We start from the raw sequence: 23,150 nt of genomic DNA on the forward strand, positions 1-23,150 counted from the left end.
GTAAATGAGAAGGATAAAGTTAGTAGTTTGGTTTTTGGTAATGGGCATTTCGCTCAGTAATCAGCTATTTGCGCAACAAAATGTTCAATTTTCACAATACATTTTTAATAGTTTAACCGTAAATCCAGCGTATGCTGGGTATAAAGAAGAGTGGTTTGCCCAAATGGCCTTGCGCGCGCAATGGGTGGGTATGGATGGCGCTCCGCGAACAGCTTCTGCATCGATCGATGGTATTTTAGATCCCTTAAATAAAAAAAATGGGGTAGGGCTACAACTTACATCTGATAAAGTAGGACCCCAGTCTAGCAATACGGCGGTGCTAAATTATGCATTCCGCTTACCCTTAAACTTAGATGAAACCAAACGGTTAAGTTTTGGTGTGGGAGTGGGGATAGACCAATATTCTTTAAACGGAAATCTTTTAACTACGCTCGACCCCGATGATGTAACCGTCGCTACAAGCGGGCAAAGCGATTTATCGCCCGATTTGCGCTTAGGTGTTTACTACAACTCTGATAATTTCTATGCCGGCGTTTCGTTTTTGGATATCCTGCAAGGGAACGATATCAACAAAGCTTCTTCCTCCTTAAATATCGCCAAATCGCGCCATGCCTACACCATTATTGGCGGATTGGTAAATTGGTCGTATCAGTTTAAAATGCGCGCAAGCTTATTGGTAAAAGACGATTTTAGAGGGCCAAGTAGTGCCGACATCAATATTATGGGCATCTTAAATGATAAAATCTGGCTCGGTGGTTCTATTCGCACCGGATTTAACATCTGGAATAAAAAAGAACAAAAAGTAAATTCAAGTAAAGAAAATTCCATTTCGGCCATTGCCCAATTCTTTATTACACCAAGCATCCGATTGGGGTATTCATACGATTATGTAACAAGCAGACTCGGAAGCAATCAATACGGTACACAAGAAATTACCTTAGGTTTCACTTTCGGACAAGTTTCCAGAGCCTATATTTGCTCTAAAGTATTTTAATCAATTCTGCTTTTTTAGGTTATAAATCAAAAAAAATGGAGGTTAGAAAAATCTAACCTCCATTTTCATACTCCATTTTTAAGGAAATTGCTTATTTATAAAAAACGTCGTTCCATTGAAGTTCGTTTCTAAACTGATTAATTTTTGTATCGGCACCAATATTTACATATTCTAAGCCAGCGATATTTGCAAAATCAGCTAAATGCTCCGTAGTTAAATTTTGACTGTATGCCGTATGATGTGCTCCACCTGCATAAATCCATGCAGCACAGCCAGTTTTCATGTCCGGAAGCGGTTTCCAAAGTACACGCGCAACCGGTAAATTTGGTAAATCATGTTCTGCTTCTACTGCTTTTACTTCATTTACCAACAAACGGAAACGGTTGCCCATATCAATAATTGAAGCATTTAATGCATCGCCACCGGCTACGTTAAATACTAAACGTGCAGGGTCTGCTTTTCCGCCAATACCCAATGGATGCACTTCCAAGCTTGCTTTTCCACTAGCCAATGAAGCGTCAACCTCTAACATATGCGAACCTAAAACCATTGCATTTGACGGGTCAAAATGGTAGGTATAGTCTTCCATAAAGGCATTTCCACCCGGTAAGCCAGCACCCATAACTTTACAAGCACGCACCAAGGCAGCAGTTTTCCAATCGCCTTCACCAGCAAAACCATAACCCTTAGCCATTAAACGTTGTGCTGCAATACCCGGTAATTGAATCATACCGTGTAAATCCTCAAACGTATCAGAAAAACCTTTAAAATTACCTGCTTCTAAAAATTTAAGTAAGCCCAATTCAATTTTAGCAGCATCGTAAACCGATTGATGTTTTGCACCACCCGTTTTTAAATCATCCGCCATGTGGTAGGTACTTTCGTATTCAGCAAGTAATGTTTTTACCTCTGCATCGCTAATGTCGTTAATTACGGCAACTAAATCGCCAATGCCATAGGTATTAACCGAGAAACCGAATTTCATTTCAGCTTCTACTTTATCGCCATCGGTAACCGCAACAAAACGCATGTTATCGCCAAAACGAACAAATTTAGCACCTTGCCAATCGTGCCATCCGGCCGCTGCACGTGCCCACGTATCAATTTGTGAAATTACTTCTTCATCTTTCCAATGACCCACTACCACTTTGCGGTCTTTGCGCATGCGTGTAACAATAAAACCAAACTCTCTATCGCCGTGTGCACTTTGATTTAAGTTCATGAAATCCATGTCGATAGTTCCCCAAGGAATATCGCGGTTAAATTGTGTATGCAAGTGCAACAAGGGCTTTTGCAAAATATTTAACCCTCTAATCCACATTTTTGCAGGAGAGAAGGTATGCATCCAAGTAATAACACCGATACAGTTTTCAGCCGTATTAGCTTGCTGCAAGGTTTCAAAAATTTCTTCAGTGGTTTTAACAATCGGTTTGTACACCACAGAAACCGAAATTCCTGGCTGACTGTTAAAAGAATCAGCTACTTCTTTGGCGTGGTTAGCAACCTGCTTTAAGGTTTCTTCTCCGTATAAATGTTGGGTTCCGGTAATGAACCAAACTTCAAGTTTTTTTAAATCTATCATGATGCTTAAATTATGTATATGTTTTTTGTTTGAAAAGCAGGGTCCGGTGTTTCATCGGATTCGAACCTCCTGCTTTTTGTTTCAAGTTTTGTCTGCAGCTTCGCTTTAAACAAAAGCTTTTCACGTCAATCAGGTTTATGTTGGAGAGGTTTACCTTTCAACCCTAAACCCGACAACAGCGGAAATACTTTTTGGTTCTAAGCTATTGCTTTTACCATTGCCAATTGCCAAAAAGATTGCAGCATATGGCGGGAAATCCTTGACCAAGCAGCACTGGTTTTGCTTTTCTTATGTTAAAATTAGTGTGTTATTCTTGTCCGTAATATGCATTTCCACCATGTTTACGCTCATAATGCTTCTCAATGAGCGAATCTTTTAACTTTGGTGCCTGCAGATTTATTTGCTGCGTTAACAAAGCCATTTGCGCAACGGCTTCTAACACGGCACTATTATAAACGGCTTTTTCGGCTGTTTTTCCCCAGGTAAATGGCGCGTGGTTACCCACTAGAATCATTTCTACTTCTTTGTGACTTAAGCCTAATTCCTTAAAATGATTCATGATTTGGAAGCCCGTTTCGTATTCGTAATTTCCTTTAATCATTTCATCAGCCATTGGCGGGGCACAAGGGATATCCACCGTTAAATGGTCGGCATGTGTAGTGCCATAAATTGGAATTGCTTTTTGCGCTTGCGCCCAGGCAGTGGCATAGGTTGAATGCGTGTGAACAATTCCATTGATGTCGCTCCAATGTTTGTATAGAACGGCATGAGTTTTCGTGTCAGAAGATGGGCGCAAGGAACCTTCAACGGTGTTACCATCAAAATCTACAATAACCATTTTCTCTACGCTTAGGTCTTCATAAGGCACTCCGCTGGGTTTAATGGCGAAAACACCTTTGCTTCTATCTGCAGCACTCACATTGCCAAAGGTGAACAATACCAAATTTAGTTTTGGTAATTGCATATTGGCCAGGTAAGCTTGTTCTTTTATGTCGTTGTAATGGCTCATGATAAATAAGGTTTTACATCTTTTTTGTTGTGTTTTTCTAAATATCGGCCTAATCCTAAATATTCTTGGTAGTGGCGACGATACATTTTTTGTTTTTTGAAATTCGGCTGGTATTCTTTTTCGAAACCGGTACCCATGGCTTCCATGGCTGCTTCTACGTTTGGATAGATACCTGCTGCAACGGCGGCAAACATGGCAGCACCTAAGGCGCAAGTATGTTCGAAACGGTGAATGCGGATAGGCATTTCCAACACATCGGCCATCATTTGCATAATGTAGGGCGATTTTTTGGCTACCCCACCAATGCCGATAATTCCTTTTACCGGAACACCTTGGTCAATAAAACGGTCGACAATGCTTTTTGCTCCGAAACAGGTAGCAGCCGCTAACGCACGGAAGAAACGAGGCGCGTCGGTTCCTAAGCTTAAGCCAGAAATGGCGCCTTTTAATTCTTGGTTAGCATCCGGTGTTCTGCGTCCATTTAACCAATCAACAGCCAATTCAGGATAATCTTCGTCGCCCAAAGCTTCGGCTTGTTTGCTTAAAGTGGCAATTATTTTTCCTTCTAATTCCGTTTTTAAAGCTTCTGCAGTTGCTGCATCCAGTAAGCTGCTTTCGCTCAATAAATTATCTAAAGGCCAGCTAATTAAGTTTTTGAACCAAGCATAAACATCGCCAAAAGCCGATTGACCTGCTTCTAAACCAGCCATTCCCGGAATTACAGAACCATCTACCTGACCGCAAATGCCGTTCACTAAATTACCGTGCATATCGGCATTGGGTGCTACTAAAATATCACAGGTACTGGTACCCATCACTTTGCTTAAGAAATATGGCTCAATTTGACCGCCAACTGCGCCCATGTGCGCATCGAAGGCACCCACACCAATTACTACATCGGTATGTAAGCCTAAACGTTCGGCCCATTCTTGACTAAGCTTTCCTGCCGCCACATCCGACGTATAGGTATCATCGAATAATTTAGCTCTAAAATCTTTTAATACGGGGTCTAATTTGCTGAAGAAGGTTTCAGGAGGTAAGCCGTTAAATTCTGCTGCCCACAAAGCTTTATGGCCTGCGGCACAACGGCTGCGTTTCATTTTGGTAATATCTGTTTCACCGCAAAGTAAAAACGGAATCCAGTCGCAATGTTCTACCCACGATGCTGCTTCTTTTTTAACTTGGGCATCGGTTCTTAAAACGTGTAACAATTTTGCCCAAAACCATTCTGATGAATAAATTCCACCTACGTATTTTAAATAATTGGTGTCAAATTTTAAGGCATGTTCGTTTATTTCGTTTGCTTCTTTAACAGAGGTGTGGTCTTTCCACAGAACAAACATGGCATTTGGATTCTCTTCAAAGCCCGGAGTAAGGGCCAAAGGTACGCCATGCTTATCAACAGCTACGGGTGTAGAGCCTGTAGTGTCTACAGAAATACCTTTAATATCCTGAGCAATATCGCTGATGCCCGATTTTGAAATACATTCTTTAATGGTATGTTCTAAACCTTCAATATAGTCGAGTGGATGTTGCCTGAATTGATTTAAGGCTGGCTTGCAGTATAATCCCTTTTTCCAACGGGGATACAGAAAAACCGACGACGAGATTTCTTTTCCATTGGTGGTGTCAACCAAGACAGAACGCACCGAGTCCGATCCGTAATCGACGCCTATTACATAGTTTTTTTTGCTCATAACAATAAATAAATGTCTAATTAACGTTTATTTTTTTAAAATAGGAAATTTAATAAAATTTTGTTGTAAAACGGTGACGTATTCGGCTTTTTTGAAGCCTTCTTTAACCCTATTAGTTGAACAGACTATTTAATTTTTTGCCATAAAATGAGTCGATAAATGAAAATCATAACATCTACAATTTACAGGCATTTGGTTCGGCGAGACTTCGGGAAAAGCAATATTTTTTTGCGTTTTAGCTATTTTTTTGCGAAAGCAAATAAAAAAATCAAAACAAGCCACGCATTTTGTCTGTTAAATGACTAGTAACAAGCATTGTTACCACAACAGTAATCCATTTAACATCAGCTACAGTTTATTTTATGAAAATCGCTTATATTTCCACCTACCCACCGCGCGAATGCGGACTTGCTACCTTCAATAGCAATCTCATTAGAGCCATTCATGCAAATTTAGGCAAACAAAGCTTAGAAGATTCAAGTATGGTAATTGCGCTAAATCATTCGGATGATTTACATGAATACGAATACCCTTCAGAGGTAAAATTTGTTATTCGTGAGTCCGTCCAATCTGATTATTCAGCAGCCGCAAAATTTATCAATGAAAGTGATGTAGATGCCTGTATTTTGCAGCATGAATTTGGAATTTATGGCGGAGAGTGTGGAATTTATGTATTGCCATTTTTAAATGAAATAGAAAAACCAATTGTTTCCATATTGCATACCATTTTAAATACACCTACATTTTTGCAAAAAGCTATCATTAAAGAGATTGCAAATAAATCAGCTAAGTTGGTGGTCATGAGTAATAAGGCGGTAGGTTTTTTAACGGATATCTACCAAGTGCCGATGGAGAAAATTCAAGTGTTAGAGCATGGTGTACCCGATTTAGAAGCACCTTTGAAAAACCCTATAAAAGAAATGCAGGCGCTAAAGGGCAAAAAAATATTGTTGACGTTTGGTTTGCTGAGTAGGAACAAAGGTTTAGAAACTGTGGTGAAAGCATTACCGGCGCTTGTGGAAGCGCATCCAGATTTGGTATATGTTATTTTGGGTAATACGCATCCAGGTATTGTTAAAAATGATGGTGAAGAATACCGGAGCTACTTAAAAGAATTGGCAAGCGATTTACAGGTTTCTGATCATCTAGTGTTTTTAAATCGATTTGTGGAAGAAGAAGAATTGATTAATTACCTGACAGCTGCCGATGTCTATATTACACCTTACTTTAACGAAGCGCAAATAACCAGCGGAACCCTGTCTTACGCAGTGGGAGCGGGTGCAGCGGTCGTTTCTACCCCTTATTGGCATGCACTTGAGCTTTTAGACAATAACAGAGGTCGATTATTTAATTTTAAAGACCATGAAGGATTAGCCGAAATTGTAGATCAGCTTCTGAGTAATCCCGATAAATTAGCGACCTTAAAAAACAATGCCTATCAATATGGGTTAAAGCTGCGTTGGCCAGAAATTGGTAAAGGATATCTTCAAGTTATTGAAAGAGCGATTAAACATCCTGATTTTAGCGAGAAAATTTTGAGACAAATGATTGATCCATCGTTGATGCCGGCTTTCGACTTGGAATATGTGAAAAAGATTACGGATGATACAGGGATTTTTCAACATGCCAAATTTGGTATTCCAAACCGTAAAGAAGGCTATTGTTTAGATGATAATTCCAGAGCTTTAATCATGGCTATAATGGCCTATCAAAATACCAAAGATCCGGAAGCGCTTAAACTTATGCCGATTTACATGAGTTATATACACGATATGCAACTTGAAAATGGTGATTTCCGGAATTTTTTGAGTTTTAGTCGTCATTTTTTAGATGAGCAGGGAACGGATGATTCTTTTGGTCGAACCATATGGTCGTTAGGATATTTAATTCAGCATGCCCCAAACCGCTCATACGCAGAGTTTGGGTACGAGTTGTTTTTTAAGGCCGTTCCACATTTTAAAAATTTAGTCCATTTACGTGGGATAGGCAATACGATTATTGGTTTATCGCATTACATGCGCACACATCCCTACGATGAGCGTATCATGCATGAATTAATTGGCTTAACCAACAAGTTGGTAGATGCTTTTCACCAATCAAAGGACGAAGAATGGCATTGGTTTGAAGATAAAATGACCTACGATAATGCGATTCTGCCTTTGGCTTTATTCCATTCATGTGAAATTACCGGCAATCCGGAGGTTAAAAATGTTGCCCATCAAACCTTGGCTTTTCTAGAAAAAATCACTTTTAAAGAAGCTGTCTGTACACCGGTAGGAAACGATGGTTGGCATGTACGCGGTCGTTCGGGATTAATGCCTATTTATGATCAACAAGCCATTGAAATAATGGGAATGGTATTGTTGTACTTTCAAACCTATACCGTAACTAAAGAACGTACTTATTTGAAAAAAATGTTCACAAGTTACCTCTGGTTTTTAGGGGAAAATACCTTGCGCATTCCCTTGTACGATGCTGAAACCAAAGGATGTGCCGATGGCTTACAGCGCAACGGAGTAAATAGAAATCAAGGGGCAGAAAGTACCTTAGCCTATTTAATTTCGCATCTATTGGTGTTGCAAGCAATAGAACATGATCTCCAATTGGATGGGATAAGTACGAATAAATTACTTATCTACAAATAGAATTTTTAAAAAGGTCTTTTCAACGATAGAAAAGACCTTTTTTATTGTTTCGTTTTTTTGATGGAAGTCTTTCAAGATTTCTTTTGAATCTACAGCATATCCATACATAATCAACCTTCCTCAAGATAATTAAATCCCCAAGTTGAAGTCACCAATCCCCATACGAATAGGGGTATTGGTGACTTTTTATTTCTATACAGTTCATCAGACTGAATTTTTTAATAAAATTTTTCTCTAATCTCATTTTAATCTGCAAAAAATCCTTTCTTTGTGCTATTAATTAAATTCAGTCTAAATAAAAATGAGGAAAACTTTACAACTATTCTACTCATTCCCTAAATCAATTCGTTTTATTGTAACAGGCATGCTTCTTACAGTGGGCTTTATTCACATGGGTTTTGCCCAAGAAAAGAGAACAAAAGGTACCATAGCTGGTAGTATTAGAACACAAGATAATCAACCTGCCTTTGGTTTTACGGTGCGTATTATCGAATTAAAGAAAGGGACTAGTGCAAATTCAAACGGTACATTTGAGTTTCAGAACATCCCTTTTGGAAAGTATACCTTGGAACTAAAAATGGTGGGCTTTCAAACGCAAACCAAAATTGTAGAGCTTACGAGTAGCAATCCACGTATTCAAGTAGATTTAACCGTAAACGACTCCTCTGAGAAATTGGAAGAGGTTGTTATTCGCACAGGCGGAAATCGTTTTGCGAAAAAAGAAAGTGAGGATGTTTCAAAAATGCCTTTGCGTAACATTGAAAACCCACAAGTTTATACTGTGGTAAGCAAGGAGTTGATGAAAGAACAAGTTATAACCGATTATAACAGTGCTTTTAAAAATGTTCCGGGCGCAGGGATTTCTGAAGTGCGTAATCAAGGACGGACGACCAATATTTCAAGGGGTTTCCCAACACCACAAGCGGTACGTAACGGGGTAGGAAGTTTTTCTTACAATACCATCGATCCGGCAAATTTGGAGCGTATCGAGGTGATTAAGGGACCATCGGCCACGTTGTTCGGGAGTACTTTGTCTTCTTTTGGTGGACTCTTTAATCGGGTAACCAAAAAACCTTTTGATCAGGTAAAGGGTGAAATTTCTTATTCAGGCGGTTCCTGGGATTTAAATCGGGTTACAGCAGATATCAATGCACCGCTTAATAACGATAAAACACTCTTGTTTCGCTTAAATACAGCTTTGCATAGTGAACGAAGCTTTCAAGATGCAGGCTTTAACAAAAGTTATATGCTTGCGCCAAGTTTAGCCTATCAAGTGAACGATCGATTGGATTTGTTACTCGATATAGAATTGGGCGGTAATAAAGCCACATCACCTACGCGTTTAGCGCCCTATGCAAAGGGCAAAGCCAAAAGTATTACCGAAATGGGTATTCCATATGATTTATCCTTTGCCAATAATACCATTAACTACAACGGCGCGCAATACAATATCTTCGCTCAAATGAAGTATAAAATCTCTGAAACCTGGAAATCGCAAACAATTTTTTCACGCACGCGTTCAGCTTCATCTGGTTATGTAGTGGCTTTAACTGCATTGACCGATTCTACACTGCGACAGGCGGTTACCAATCAGGATTATCCGTATTACGGAACAGATATTCAACAAAATTTTCAAGGTGATTTTAAAATCGGAAAATTAAGAAATCGCATGGTGTTGGGCTTGGATTATTACAGTTTAATGGCCACCCGAAACGATGCAACAATCAATATGCCGGCGCTTAATTTTAAAAAGCCTGGTGCAGCCTATAATAATTTTACTATTGATAAGGTAGCGCCTATGTTTGCCACTGCCAATTACGTTAACTTTGTATCAACCAACGAACGCACCTATAGTGCGTATGTTTCTGATGTATTGAACGTAACCGATGAATTAATTGTGATGGCTGGTTTGCGCATCGATCGATACATGAATAAAGGTGCGTATTATGCAAACAGAGATTCTACGGTAGGCAATTATAATCAAACAGCATTATCGCCTAAGTTTGGATTGCTTTATCAAGTCGTAAAGGATAAAGTTTCAATTTTTGCCAATTACATGAATGGTTTTAACAATCAAAGTGGTTCTGATTATAATGGAAATACCTTTAAACCAAGCCAAGCGAACCAACTAGAAGGTGGGGTGAAGCTCGATTTCAATAAGATTAGTGCAACGTTTAGTTATTACGATATTCAAGTAAGTAATATTACGCGTGATGATCCAGAACATGCTAATTTTTCGTTGCAAGACGGCACGCAGTTAAGCAAAGGTTTTGAAGCAGAGTTAATTGCAAATCCGATTGCGGGATTGAATATTATCGCCGGATATACCTATAACAACAGTAAATACACCAAGGCGAATGCAAGTATTGATGGTTTGCGTCCGGCAACGGCAGGCTCTCCAAAAACGGCTAATTTATGGGTAAGTTATCGCTTGGTAAAAGGTTCTTTAACTGGATTGGGATTAGGTATTGGCGGCATTTACGGAAGTGAATATTATCAGACCAACACCAGTACATTTAAATTTACCATTCCAGCGTATACTGTATTGGACGCATCGGTTTTTTACGATAAATTAAAATACCGCATTGGCTTAAAAGTAGATAACTTAACCAATGAAGAATATTGGTCGTTCCGATTAGCGGCACAAAATCCGACACGTGTAAGCGGAAATATTACCTTTAAGTTTTAATTTTACAGATTATTCCTAGGAAAATTGGGTTTTAGATGGGCTAAAACCCAATTTTTTTATTTCAATATCGTATGCTTAAACAAACCAAAAAAATAGCAGGTTTTCTCCATCTTTGGTTAGGCTTAGTGTCTGGCTTACTTGTTTTTATCATCAGCATTACAGGTTGCTTATATGTTTTTGAGGAAGAAATACGCGATTTTACTAATCAAGAGTATCGCTATGTTCCCATGCAAAAGAGTGTTTTTGTTGGTTTAGAGAAAGTGGTTGAGGAGTTTCATCGCGTGGCTCCAAAAGAAAAGCTAAATGGCATAAAAGTAAACATAGTAGAACCGAATGGGAGTATAGAGGTTTCGACGAAAAAGAAACTCGTGTATTATTTTAATCCCTATACCGCAAAGCTGATTAAAAAAAATCATCCAGATTGGTTGAACATCGTGCTAGAAATACATACCTCCTTGTATTTAGGTGAATTTGGGGAATTTGTGCAGGGATGGTCTGTAGTGCTGTTTTTAATTACCCTTGTAACCGGATTGGTTATATGGTACCCAAACCGTAGAGCTCAATTTAAACAATCCGTAACGATAAAATGGAACGCCTCGTTCAAAAGAATTAATTTTGATATCCACCGTGCATTGGGCTTTTACGCTTCATTTATCCTCATTTTGGTCGCTTTCTCTGGAACGTATTTTGCGTTTGAAGGGGTTAAAAAAACGGTCGCATTTATCACGGGAAGTAAACTGAATCCAGGCGACAAGGCGCAGCAGGATTTTATTGCTGAACAGCGCAACGGAGCAAAGGCATATGCACTTATTTTTAATCGTGTAAACCAGGAACATCCAGGTGCAAACTCTGCTAGTTTTTCTGTGCGAAAAAATGGCGAATTACGCCTTAGAATGCTTTATCCAAATACATGGGCACGTCGTCAAAATACTTTTTTCTTTGATGCAAGAACCTTTAAACTTCTTCGTCAAAAATTTTATGTGAACAATACTGCTGCAGATACCTACGAAGCCAGTAATTACGATTTACATACCGGTCGCTTCTTTGGTTATCCCGGAAAAATACTTTGGTTTTTCGCCAGTTTAATTGGTGCTGTCTTACCCCTTACCGGTTTCATTATTTGGTTTAAAAAGCGCAAAAAAAAACAGGAACGACATAGCTAAATGGATGAAAAATACACGTCAAAAATGGCATTCCATTTAATTTCCAAAAAAATATATACATTTGTTATAGTTTAAAAAGGGAATGGTGTCTCCCTTACCCAACCGCCCTAAAAGCTGATGGCGCCTGATTAAATTAAATGGTACATTTAGTCGGGAAAAACATGTCTAACGATCAGAAAACAACAAAAAAATCATCTTCATTCAACCTAAAGTCTTTTTTTAAGCACTATCCAGCATTGCCCTACAGTTTAAAATGGTTGTGCATCAGTTTAATAATTGGAGGATGCATTGGTTCAGCTTCTGCTTTGTTTTTACAAACTTTAGCCTGGGTAACCGATTATCGTGAAAAACATCTCTGGCTCATAGCTTTACTTCCACTAGCGGGTTTTGTAATTGGTTTTATTTACTATAAACTCGGAAAAGAAGTAGAAGCAGGCAATAATTTATTAATCGATACCATTCACGATCCGAAAGAGATTATACCTTTTCGGATGGCTCCTTTGGTGTATTTAGGTACATTGGCAACGCATTTGTTTGGAGGTTCGGCCGGAAGAGAGGGAACAGCAATCCAAATGGCCGGTTCCATTGCAGATCAGTTTACAAAACCACTTAAATTAAGTCCAAACGAACGGAAAATTTTAATCATCTCGGCAATTGCTGCGGGTTTCGGTTCGGTATTTGGCACACCATTGGCTGGGGCAATCTTCGGGTTGGAAGTTTTTTTATTAGGTAGATTAAATTATGCGGCCATTTTTCCTGCTTTTGCCTCCGCGCTTAGCGCAGATTTGGTAACCAAACTTTGGAAAACAGGACATACATCGTATCATATTTCCAGCATTCCCGATTTTTCTTTCATCAACGGGCTATATGCAATTGTTGCAGGAATTGCCTTTGGTTTATGTGCCGCTTTTTTTAGTAAAACCATCCACCATGCCAATCAACTCTTTAAAGGGTCGATTTCTTATCCTCCGCTACGGCCGGTTATGGGGGGGATGCTGGTTGCTGGGGCGGTTTGGGCTTTGGGCACGACTAAATACATTGGCTTAGGAATTCCGACCATCGTGGCTGCTTTTGATCAGCAACTACCAAGCTATGATTTCGCCTTGAAAATGCTGTTAACCATCGTCACATTATCCTCCGGTTTTAAAGGAGGGGAGGTTACCCCTTTGTTTTTTATCGGGGCTACGCTCGGAAATCTACTCAGCTGTTTTTTACCTTTGCCCATGAGTTTGTTAGCGGGAATGGGTTTTGTAGCCGTTTTTGCTGGTGCAACCAATACACCCTTGGCCTGTAGCATCATGGCTATCGAACTTTTTGGAAGTGAATGTGGGGTATATGTCGCCATTGCCTGCGTCGTTTCTTATTTGTTTTCAGGTCATAACAGTATTTATAGTCGACAAGTAATTGGTGAATCGAAAAATGATCGTTTCATGCATCTAAAAGGAAAACGTATCAACGAATTGCCCTAAATAATTAAAAAAAAATGCTATTATTACGTTTCCTTATTGCCGCTTTGTGATAAGGACCATCACGTATCATTCTCTAGCCAGTATATTTATTGATGATTAAGCAATCTATCGTTACCATTTTATGCATCGTTTTACCAAGTTGGGTATTTGCAGATGTTATTTTTAAAAAAGGACAAACATTACCTGTATCCATTTCTCCAAAAGAGGCACAAGTTGTTCATACGGCTCTTGAAATATTCAGTCGCGATTTTTCAGCCGTTTTTGATGCCAAACTTGCCCAAACCGAAAAAGCACAAATTTTGATTGCTACAGTAGGTATGAATAGTCCAGTAGAAAAACTGGTCGATTCAAAGTCTCTCTCAACGTTAAAAGCACATGCCGAAGGGTATATCATTCAAGTGAAAAATGATAAAATGTATATCCTCGGTAGCGACAAGCGAGGGACGGCATATGGAATTCTAGAACTTTCCAGGAAAATAGGCGTTTCGCCTTGGGTTTGGTGGGCCGATTCGTACATACAAAAGAAAACATCATGCGTGTTTAATAATAACTTTATGTTACTGGAGTATCCTTCTGTAAAACTGCGTGGTATTTTTATAAATGATGAAGATTGGGGGATCAATCCCTGGAGTTATCAAACTTTTGAGCCTTCAAAAATCAAAGGACAGATAGGGCCTAAAACGCATGCTCAAATTTTTGAATTGTTGCTTCGCTTACGGGCAAATACCTATTGGCCAGCCATGCACAGTGTGTCGGTAGCATTTTATCAAACTCCGGGAAACAAGGAAATAGCCGATAAATATGGTATTGTGGTGGGTGCATCGCACTGCGAACCGATGATGCGCAATGCCAATTACGAATGGAAAATTGATGGTGTTGGAAATTACGATTATGTGCACAATCGTGTTGAGGTGCTTAAGTTTTGGGAAACACGTGTAAAAGAGTTAAAAAACTCGGATAATTTATACACGCTCGGTATTCGTGGCGTACACGATGGTAAAATGCAGGGAGCAAATACGCTTCAAGAGCAAAAAGATGCTTTAACACATATTATTGCAGATCAACGCAAAATGATTGAAACGTATTTGAATAAGGACGTAACGCAGATTCCTCAAGTTTTTGTGCCCTACAAAGAAGTGCTCGATGTGTATAACATGGGCTTAGCAGTACCAGAGGATGTTACTTTGCTTTGGTGCGATGATAATTACGGATATATCAGGCATTTACCAACCGAACAAGAACGTGCACGAAAAGGTGGAAATGGGGTGTATTATCACGTGTCATATTGGGGAAGACCTCACGATTATCTTTGGCTAGCGACTAATCATCCAGCGCAGCTGTATACACAAATGAAGCGGGCCTACGATGCAGGTGCGCAAGATATTTGGATATTGAATGTAGGCGATATTAAACCGGGCGAATACCTAACCGAACTTTTTTTAGATATGGCTTGGGATATAGATGCTATTGCAGATACAAAAGAAGGATTGCAAACGCATTTAGCGAATTGGCTTTCACGTGAATTTGGTTCAGAAAAATCGGCTGATATACAGGGAGTGATTAATGAGTATTATCGCTTAGCATACATTCGAAAACCCGAATTTATGGGCAATACCCGAACCGAAGAGAAAGATCCAAAATATAATGTAATTTCGGATTTACCCTGGACAGAACAGGAAATAAGAACCCGATTAGCCGCGTACGCTACAATCGAAAAGAAGGTGCAGGAACTGGCTCCATCAATTCCTGCAGAAAAACAATCTACCTGGTTTGAGTTGGTTGAATATCCTGTTTTGGCGAGTGCCGAAATGAACAAAAAAGCACTTTATGGGCAGTTAGCGCGCCACAATTTGGCCACTTGGGAAAAAAGTGATGCAGCATTTGACGCCGTTGAATCGCTTACAAAGAAATACAATGCACTTTCAAACGGAAAATGGAATAGAATGATGGATTCAAAGCCAAGAAATCTTTCAGTTTTCTTAAAAGTACCACATACAACCGCCAGTAATCCATTGCCAGCATCAAAAATGGCGCTTGTTTTGAATGGCAATCAGTTTATAAAATATGAGGGTCAAAAACCAAAGGAACATGGTTTGGGTTACTTAAACGGGGCTATTAGTATTTCAAAAAATAGTCAGGCCGATTATCAATTTAAAGGCAACGGGACCGATTCGCTCGTTTTACAAATAGCGATGGTTCCCAATCACCCGGTGGTAGGCAAGCAAATACGTTATGAAATCTTTTTGAATGGAAAATCAATTCAAAAGGTCGATTTTCATACGGTGAACCGTGATGAACAATGGAAAAACAATGTATTAAGCAATCAGTCAATCAAAACGATTAAACTTTCGCAAGGCATTCAAAAAAACGACATGAATGTTATCAGTATTAAGGCCTTAGACGAGGGTGTGATGCTAGATCAATTGAAATTTTACCATTAAGGTGATGTATATGCTTGATGAATGATTCATGCAAATGGCTACTTGAATATATTGAATGCGTTGATTGGAAATCACATTTTTGAAATAAGAAAAGATAATAAAAATTGTTTGTAGGGAAAGAAATCAGAGGGACGAAAAAATCGCCCCTCTGATTGTGAATAGTAGTAATCGCTATTACGGATTTTGGACAATGTTATTAGTTAAAGCGGTTTGTGGAAGCTTTAGCGTATAAGCATTGCTGTTAGGCGGTAGTTCTATAAACGTACCGTTGTTAAAATAGCGTTTGGCTGTAAATCCGAAATCGGGGTCGTTATTTAGTCTGCGCATATCAAACCATCTTGATGCTTTATAAAATAACTCAAATCTACGCTCAAGCAATACTTTAGCAATGGCATCCTTTTTATCTGTAGTACTGAGCGGCATAAAATCCGCAGGCTTAAATCTGTTTTTTCTCAGGATATCTAAATCGGCCATTGCGCCAGCTAAATCATCCGCTCTTGCTTTTCCTTCTGCCCGAATTAAATACATTTCTGGCGAGGATATTCCAGGGTTTACATATATCAATTGATCTAAGTAGGAGTATAAACCACTCCACGTTTTGTCACCTGCAGCAACCTTGGGCTTAAAAAATATTCTCCTTAAATCTTTTGCATCGAACAGGTCAACAGTTTGTTTAGCAATAACTTCACCCATCATTCCTCCATAATAGTTATAGGTCATGGCAAATATATTTTCCGGCATCGTTAGTCGATCCAATAATGGATTTGACCCACTTTTTGTTCCTAAATAAGAAACGTTAGGGGTAACTGTTGTGATTGTTTTTTCTTGATAAACAGTGTTATAGTCAATTAGTTTAGGATTGGTTCCTAAAGCTTTTTCTGCAGCCTGTTTAGCCTTTTCATATTCTCCCATCATTAAGTAAGTTCTGGCTAAAAATCCATGAACAGCTTGTTGAGAAACAAAATAAGGATTAGGAACCGAAGCGGATACGCCATCTAAGGCCTCGTTTAGATCCTTTAAAATAAAGTCGTAGGTTTGCTGAACCGTTCCTCTTTTTGGTAAATCAATTGCCAAATCATTTTTAGTTACTAAAGGAATTCCTAAGTCTCCATTTGCAGTTTGTTTATGGTAGGGTTTGGAATATACGTTGACCAAATACCAATACATTACCGCTCTACCAAATTTAGCTTGGGCAATGGCTTTTTTTATGCGTGCTGGTGTAGCACCTTCTGAATCGGTAATTCCGTTAATAACCGCATTAAATTGGTAGATATTGCCAAATGCAGTAGCCCAGATGGATGTTTTTATATCCTGTTCATCTATAAAAGGATCCGGATTCCAATAATAGAGGTTGACGATCTTTGTTTCTGGGGCGGTATTTGGATTGTTTATCTCTGGATCATAGAAATCATCCGATGACATATCTAGGTCAGACCTAAGAAAATTATACAGCGCCCTGTCATTTAATATGCGTTCAAAATCTTCAACTTTTGATGGAATTACATATCCCTTTGGGGTTATATCCAAATACTTTTTGCACGCCGAAAAACTTATAATAGCTATAAATAATAGGCTTATATATACATATATTCTTTTCATACTTATAAGATTTAAAATGTAACGTTGATCCCAAATGCATACGTTGGTGAAACGGGCATTGTTCTTTGCTGATTGGCAAAGGCTTCAGGATCAATTCCTAATTTATTTTTGGTAATGGTAAGTAAATTACGGCCTTGCAAATTGAACTGTAAACTCTTGATGAACTTAATGCCTCTTAGTTGCTCTGGAGAAAGGTTGTATGTGAAAATAACCTCTCTCAGTTTGGCATAATCTGCTCTAAAAACATTTACATCTAAGTAATTAGCGTAGAAATTTCTGGCGATGTATGATTCTGCACGCGTAATAACGTTTGGAATATGGGTTGTTGCTTCATCGCCAGGCATTTTCCAAGCATTTGCCAATCGAGCGTCATAACTAGTAGGATTATTAAGGCCAGCTCCCGGCGTATTTTGCCTTGCAACGTGTCCCGTATAAAAAACAAACATAAAGCTAAAACTTAGGTTTTTATAGTTAAACTGGTTCGTTAATGCCCCATTATGAATCGGTCTTTTACTTCCTGAAAAGTAGGCTAGATCCAATCGAGTGGTTTGGCTGTTTGGCTCGATTTCGCCATCGGCATTTTTAACGAGTAGCTGTCCGTAATCGGAAGTCAAACCACCATAACGTAAACTATACAAACCACCATAAGGCATTCCCTCTAAATAAGGAGAATTAGCGGCGATTCTGGTTGGTGTTGTATAATAATCCGTAAGGCCTGATTTTGTAATTTTGTTTCTGTTATTAGCATAAGTTAGGATTGTGCTCCAGCTAAAATTTTTACCAACAATGTTTCGAGTGGTTAGTTGTAACTCAATCCCTTTATTAACCATACTTGCTGCATTAATAACAGCATTGCTAAAGCCATAGGTAGGATTGATATTTTCATTTCCCAATATATCGCTAGAGTTGCGGTAGTAGTAATCAATCGTTCCGCTAATTCTTGATTTTAACAACGCGTAATCAAGCCCAATATTTGTGGTAGCAGTTTTTTCCCATCTTAGCGTGCTATTGACAGGTGTGGTAATTCTATTGGAAGGCAATTGAGTAAGTGTATTGATTCCAGCAGTTGCAATTTCGAATGGACCAGAGTTTTTAGGAATGTTGCCGTTAATTCCATAGGTTACTCGAACTTTTAAATTGTTCAGGACGTTATTGTGTGCTAAAAAATCTTCGTTCGTGGCAACCCAAGCAAGTCCTGCCGACCACATAGGCTTGTAGTAGTATTTTGGATCGGTTCCGAATAAATTGGTCTGGTCAATTCGGATACTCCCACTAGCAATATACTTATCCTTATACGTGTATGCCCCATTACCAAATAAAGAAACAAATCTATTTTTTACGTAATCGAAATAATCCTGTATGCCCGTAAAAGGACTATTTACTTGTCGAAGGCTTGACGGTAGACTTTGAAGATATTGCCAGTCTACTTGAATAAAGTTCAGTGTAACATCGTCATATCCATATTTGGTTACACCATTTCCTTGTATAGTACTTTCCTTGTTTTCTAAACCGAACATTCCCAAAAAATGATGATCCTTTTTAATCTTTTTATCGATTGACAACACCCCTCTAATCACTTGACCTGCATAGTCGGAAGTTTGTTCATTTAATTTCCCGCCTAAAGGAAGATTATAATACGGATTTAACAAGGTTCCATCAGGATTCGTGGCTATTCCTCCAGTATTTGTATAACTGGGTGTTATAAAATCATTTATTTGTTTAACCAAATCTGCTTGATTTGAACGCGTATAGTCTCGGCTAACCGAGCTTCCACGTTCTACTTGATAACTTAAGTTAAATTTGATACCATCTGTAATTTTATATTGCAGTTCGGCTTGTAGTCTTTGCGCATTTGCTCGATCGCTAAGGTCTTTGTTGTACACCTCGTTTAGTGGGATATAAGATTCGTCTTGAAGCCCCCATTTTACACGCTGTGCTATCGAATAAGGATTTGAACTGTTTTCTGAACTAGTTAATCTGTTAACGGACAATGGGTTGCCTGCTTCGTCTTGCAACAAGCTATAAGGTTTTAAATTATAAATACTCGCTGCCGAAAGCGGAGCTCTTGTTCCGTTAGAAAAATTAATATTAGCATTTACACCAAAACTCAGTTTATTACTGATACGATGATTGGATTTTAAGAAAACCACATAATTGTTGTTTGAGCTTCTTAAGTTGTATCCATTGGAATTCACATAATTAAAAGATCCATAGTAATTGTTTTTTTCGCTTCCTCCTCTAAATGATAAGCTATGGTTTTGTGTGAAAGGGGCTTGCATTAATAGATCTTTTATTTGTTGTGTATTATCTATTCCCTTTAATCTGTTAACTTGAGCTAAGTATTCAGCGGGACTGATGCGGTTGGCTGCCGAATCCATATAGAGTTGTGTATATGCAGAAAAGGCATAATTGTACCATCGTGCCAGTGTTTCATAAGAATAGCCTGAACGTTCTATATTTTTCAATAATTCACGTTCAATGTTAATGTCATCAGCGCTCGATAACCGATTTAAGTAGCCTAAATCAGGTTTTGGTTGAAATTGAAAACTATTGGAGTATTGGAAAATAATGTCGCTCTTAAGACCACTTTTGGTGGTAATTACAATTACTCCGTTGGCAGCTCGGGCACCCCAAATAGAGGCCGCTGCTGCATCCTTTAAAATGGTAATGTTTTCTACATCATTCGGATTAATGGAATTAATGTCGCCCTCAATCGGGAAATTATCGACCACAATTAAAGGCCTTTTTGTGCCGTATAAAGTAGAAACACCTCGTATGGTAAGTGCGTCATCACCACCATCTTTTCCGTTAATGAGCATTAAACCTGGCGCCATACCTTCCAAGCGCTCTAGTACGTTGGTTTGTAGTTTATTTTCTATCTTTTTCTTGTCGATAAAATTAAAGGATCCTGCTGTTTCATTGGGTGTAAGCTTTTGATAACCTGTATTAAAGGTTATGTTTACCTCTTGTAAATTAGAACTAGAAAACATCAATTTAACATCACCAATGTTTTTACTCGCTTTAATTTCTAAGATTTCGTGGCCTACAAACGATATTTGTATAGTTTCGTTTTCCTCTACATTGGTTAAAACAAAATTACCTTTAGCGTCTGTTTGCGTGGTCTGACCACTTTTTTTAGCTTTCACCGTGGCACCTGCTAAGGGTTTGCCATTTTCGTCGAGTACGCGTCCTTTTGCATCTATTCCTAAATAAAAACTACTCGCTGTTTCTTTTTGTTTAATAATGATCGTGTTTCCTTCAATACTATATAGCAATGGTTGATTGATGAAAATCTTCTTAAGCACCAGATTCAAATCTTCATCACTTACTTGAAGTGAGACAGGTTTTGCATGGGTTAAGTCTACGCCGTTATTAAACACAAAATCATAATTCGTTTGATTTTTTATGTTCGATAGCATGTTAACGAGTGGGATGTTTTTTGCAGTTACGGTTATTTTCTCTTTCATGGTAGCTGCACTTACCTTCAGTATAGAGATAAGTACAAGGAGAAAAATAAGTTTCGCTTTGGGAGGGATGATGTAAGTCAACGGATTATTCCAAATCCGTTTGGTTCTTAAATACATCATAAAATTAGTTGTTTGTAATTCACTTTACATACCGTAAAGTTTTGTGTTTTATACTTAATAGTAACTTTTTGGTTGTGTTTTTCATAAACTGCTCTTTTTGGAGCGCTATGCTAAGACCTATTTGGTTATAAAAATCCTCCTTTCTTTTGTTTTAAAATTTAATTTTTGGTTTTTTCTTGAGCTTCCTTTTTTCATCCAGATAAAAAAATGCAGTATTTTAACTGCGTTTCTTCCGTTCTTAAGACTTAAATTCAAAGAGTTTTCGTACCCATTTTATCCCTCATCAACCCGCTCAACTGTTTTAAATCGTATAGGATTTAGTAAAAATGTGTTAATGGTTGTATGTTTAATAGTTTTTAAATGTATTCAACAAATTACATTTTTTTTTAATAAAGTTTATATGATATTTTAATATTCTTCAATTTTTTAGGTATATCATAAATATTGGTAAGGCATAATCTGATATAATTGCTGAGAAACAAATAAAGGATGCGGGTTCTTGCTTGTATTTTGATTGCGCATGGAAGGTGGCGAATAGAGGGAGAGGAGAAATTCTAACGTTGAAAATGTATTATTTGTAACATGCACACGATATTTTGTCGTAATATAGGGGTCTTACCAAGGCTAACGCACTTATATTTAACTGTATGGGTAGAAAAAATAAAAAAAAATAATTGGATTTAAATTAAAAGTGATTATATTCGTGTACGTTAACGATTTGACGAAATAACCAAGTATAACAAAGAAATAACTGTCGCTGTATTTTTTTTGACAGTTTTCGTGTACGTACACGAAATGAGATTAATAAAATTACCCTATTTAGTTATATATGAAAATAAATAAAAATACAAGCCTGGTTGATGTGGGTTCTTTAACAAAAGCGCAAACAAGAATTTCTACTTTAATTTTGGGTGGTTTATTTTTTATTTTTGGTTTTGTAACCTGGATTAATGCGATTCTGATTCCCTATTTTAAGATTGCTTGCGAATTGAGCAATTTCGAATCGTACTTAGTGGCTTTTGCCTTTTACATCTCTTACTTTATTATGTCAATTCCTTCGTCTTACTTATTAAAGAGAGTAGGTTTTAAAAAAGGGATTATGTTTGGACTTTGGATTATGTCTATAGGGGTATTTACATTTATCCCTGCAGCACTTAGCCGAACATATAGTATTTTTTTAATGGGATTGTTTACTATAGGTTCCGGTTTGGCCATCTTGCAAACAGCTGCCAATCCTTACATTACCATATTGGGTCCAATCGATCAGGCAGCTAAACGCATAAGTATAATGGGAATCTGCAACAAAGGCGCCGGTTTGCTTGCTCCATTAATTTTTGCTTCTGTTGTTTTTAAAGTTTCCGATAATGAGGTATTAAATCGATTAGCATTTATGACCGATGCGGAAAGGAATGGGGTTCTAGATCAACTCATCCGCAGGGTAATTATTCCCTATGGCATTTTAGGGACTGTGTTGGCTTCTTTGGGGCTATTTATCCGGTATTCTCCGTTGCCAGAGATTAATACAGAAGAAGAAGATACCGAGCTTTTGCAAACCAATGCCGATAAGAAGCATGTTTTTCATTTTCCCTACCTTATTTTAGGTGTTTTAGCAATATTCATGCATGTTGGTACACAGGTTATTGCTATAGATACGGTTATAGGTTATGCCACTTCAATGGGTATGCCAATTATGAAAGCTAAGGTTTTTCCTTCATATACCTTATTTACTACCATTATTGGTTATTTGCTTGGTATTGTTTTAATTCCAAAATATATCTCACAAGTCAATGTGCTTCGTGCATGTACATTACTAGGCGCAATGCTTACCTTATTTATCGTTTTTTCATCTGGTGTATATGAGGTTTTTGGTCACGCTGCAGATATTTCTATATGGTTTATTGTGCTGTTGGGTTTGGCAAATTCATTGGTTTGGGCGGGTATTTGGCCACTCGCTTTGAATAATTTAGGTCGATTTACAAAAGTCGGCGCTTCCATATTAATTATGGCTTTGTGCGGAAGTGCACTTTTCCCATTACTATACGGTTACGTGGCCGATATCTACAACGAAAAGGTGGCCTATTGGATACTTTTCCCTTGCTATCTATACTTAATATTTTATGCTTTTTATGGGCATAAAATAAAAATATGGATGCCTAAAAGGGAGCGAACGCCATCGATCTAACGTTTTAAAAAAGCTTTATGTTTTTATGGAAGACACAAACAGAATATAACTAACCTAAATAACTTAAATAAACAAAAAACTATGAGATGAAAA

The 23,150-nt window shown here is 38.1% G+C and carries 12 protein-coding genes and 1 riboswitch; of the genes, 7 read left to right on the top strand and 5 right to left on the bottom strand.

What is annotated here, in order from left to right; genetic code table 11:
* Positions 1–4 precede the first annotated feature (4 nt).
* Positions 5–994: a PorP/SprF family type IX secretion system membrane protein gene (locus tag ACJVDK_RS03435; RefSeq protein ID WP_443938893.1), complete on the top strand. Its 990-nt coding sequence runs from the start codon at positions 5–7 to the stop codon at positions 992–994.
* Positions 995–1,085: 91 nt separating this feature from the next.
* Here ACJVDK_RS03435 and araA read toward each other — a convergent pair whose 3' ends face one another.
* The 3 genes from araA to ACJVDK_RS03450 form a co-directional block, all read right to left on the bottom strand.
* The gene (gene araA / locus ACJVDK_RS03440) at positions 1,086–2,576 is read right to left on the bottom strand and encodes an L-arabinose isomerase (RefSeq protein WP_443938894.1); all 1,491 of its coding nucleotides are present in this window, start codon (positions 2,574–2,576) and stop codon (positions 1,086–1,088) included.
* 307 nt (positions 2,577–2,883) lie between these two features.
* Positions 2,884–3,585, bottom strand: coding sequence for an L-ribulose-5-phosphate 4-epimerase (locus ACJVDK_RS03445; protein WP_443938895.1), 702 nt, complete (start codon positions 3,583–3,585; stop codon positions 2,884–2,886).
* Positions 3,582–5,282: a ribulokinase gene (locus ACJVDK_RS03450; RefSeq protein WP_443938896.1), complete on the bottom strand. Its 1,701-nt coding sequence runs from the start codon at positions 5,280–5,282 to the stop codon at positions 3,582–3,584. Before ACJVDK_RS03450 ends, ACJVDK_RS03445 begins: the two co-directional genes overlap by 4 nt.
* A gap of 362 nt (positions 5,283–5,644) precedes the next feature.
* On the opposite strand from ACJVDK_RS03450, the gene ACJVDK_RS03455 reads away from it, so the two are divergent.
* The 5 genes from ACJVDK_RS03455 to ACJVDK_RS03475 all read left to right on the top strand — a co-directional run bounded on the left by ACJVDK_RS03455 (position 5,645) and on the right by ACJVDK_RS03475 (position 15,689).
* Entirely contained in the window at positions 5,645–7,927 is a 2,283-nt protein-coding gene (locus tag ACJVDK_RS03455) for a glycosyltransferase (RefSeq protein WP_443938897.1), read from the top strand.
* A 301-nt stretch (positions 7,928–8,228) separates the two neighbouring features.
* Positions 8,229–10,616, top strand: coding sequence for a TonB-dependent siderophore receptor (locus ACJVDK_RS03460; RefSeq protein ID WP_443938898.1), 2,388 nt, complete (start codon positions 8,229–8,231; stop codon positions 10,614–10,616).
* A 71-nt stretch (positions 10,617–10,687) separates the two neighbouring features.
* Entirely contained in the window at positions 10,688–11,779 is a 1,092-nt protein-coding gene (locus ACJVDK_RS03465) for a PepSY-associated TM helix domain-containing protein (protein WP_443938899.1), read from the top strand.
* A 69-nt stretch (positions 11,780–11,848) separates the two neighbouring features.
* Positions 11,849–11,913, top strand: a riboswitch (Fluoride riboswitch).
* A gap of 3 nt (positions 11,914–11,916) precedes the next feature.
* Positions 11,917–13,248 (top strand): voltage-gated chloride channel family protein, encoded by a 1,332-nt coding sequence (locus ACJVDK_RS03470; protein ID WP_443938900.1) that lies wholly within the window; start codon positions 11,917–11,919, stop codon positions 13,246–13,248.
* A gap of 92 nt (positions 13,249–13,340) precedes the next feature.
* Positions 13,341–15,689: a glycosyl hydrolase 115 family protein gene (locus ACJVDK_RS03475; RefSeq protein WP_443938901.1), complete on the top strand. Its 2,349-nt coding sequence runs from the start codon at positions 13,341–13,343 to the stop codon at positions 15,687–15,689.
* Between the two features lie 174 nt (positions 15,690–15,863).
* On the opposite strand, the gene ACJVDK_RS03480 is transcribed toward ACJVDK_RS03475, so the two are convergent.
* On the bottom strand, positions 15,864–17,288 hold the full coding sequence (locus ACJVDK_RS03480) for a RagB/SusD family nutrient uptake outer membrane protein (RefSeq protein ID WP_443938902.1): 1,425 nt from the start codon (positions 17,286–17,288) through the stop codon (positions 15,864–15,866).
* Positions 17,289–17,299: 11 nt separating this feature from the next.
* Positions 17,300–20,875 (bottom strand): SusC/RagA family TonB-linked outer membrane protein, encoded by a 3,576-nt coding sequence (locus tag ACJVDK_RS03485; protein ID WP_443938903.1) that lies wholly within the window; start codon positions 20,873–20,875, stop codon positions 17,300–17,302.
* 829 nt (positions 20,876–21,704) lie between these two features.
* Here ACJVDK_RS03485 and ACJVDK_RS03490 point away from each other — a divergent pair.
* Positions 21,705–23,057, top strand: coding sequence for a sugar MFS transporter (locus ACJVDK_RS03490; RefSeq protein WP_443938904.1), 1,353 nt, complete (start codon positions 21,705–21,707; stop codon positions 23,055–23,057).
* Positions 23,058–23,150: the final 93 nt, after the last annotated feature.

The organism is Pedobacter paludisoli (assembly GCF_052344095.1).
In the GTDB taxonomy this organism is placed as follows: domain Bacteria; phylum Bacteroidota; class Bacteroidia; order Sphingobacteriales; family Sphingobacteriaceae; genus Pedobacter.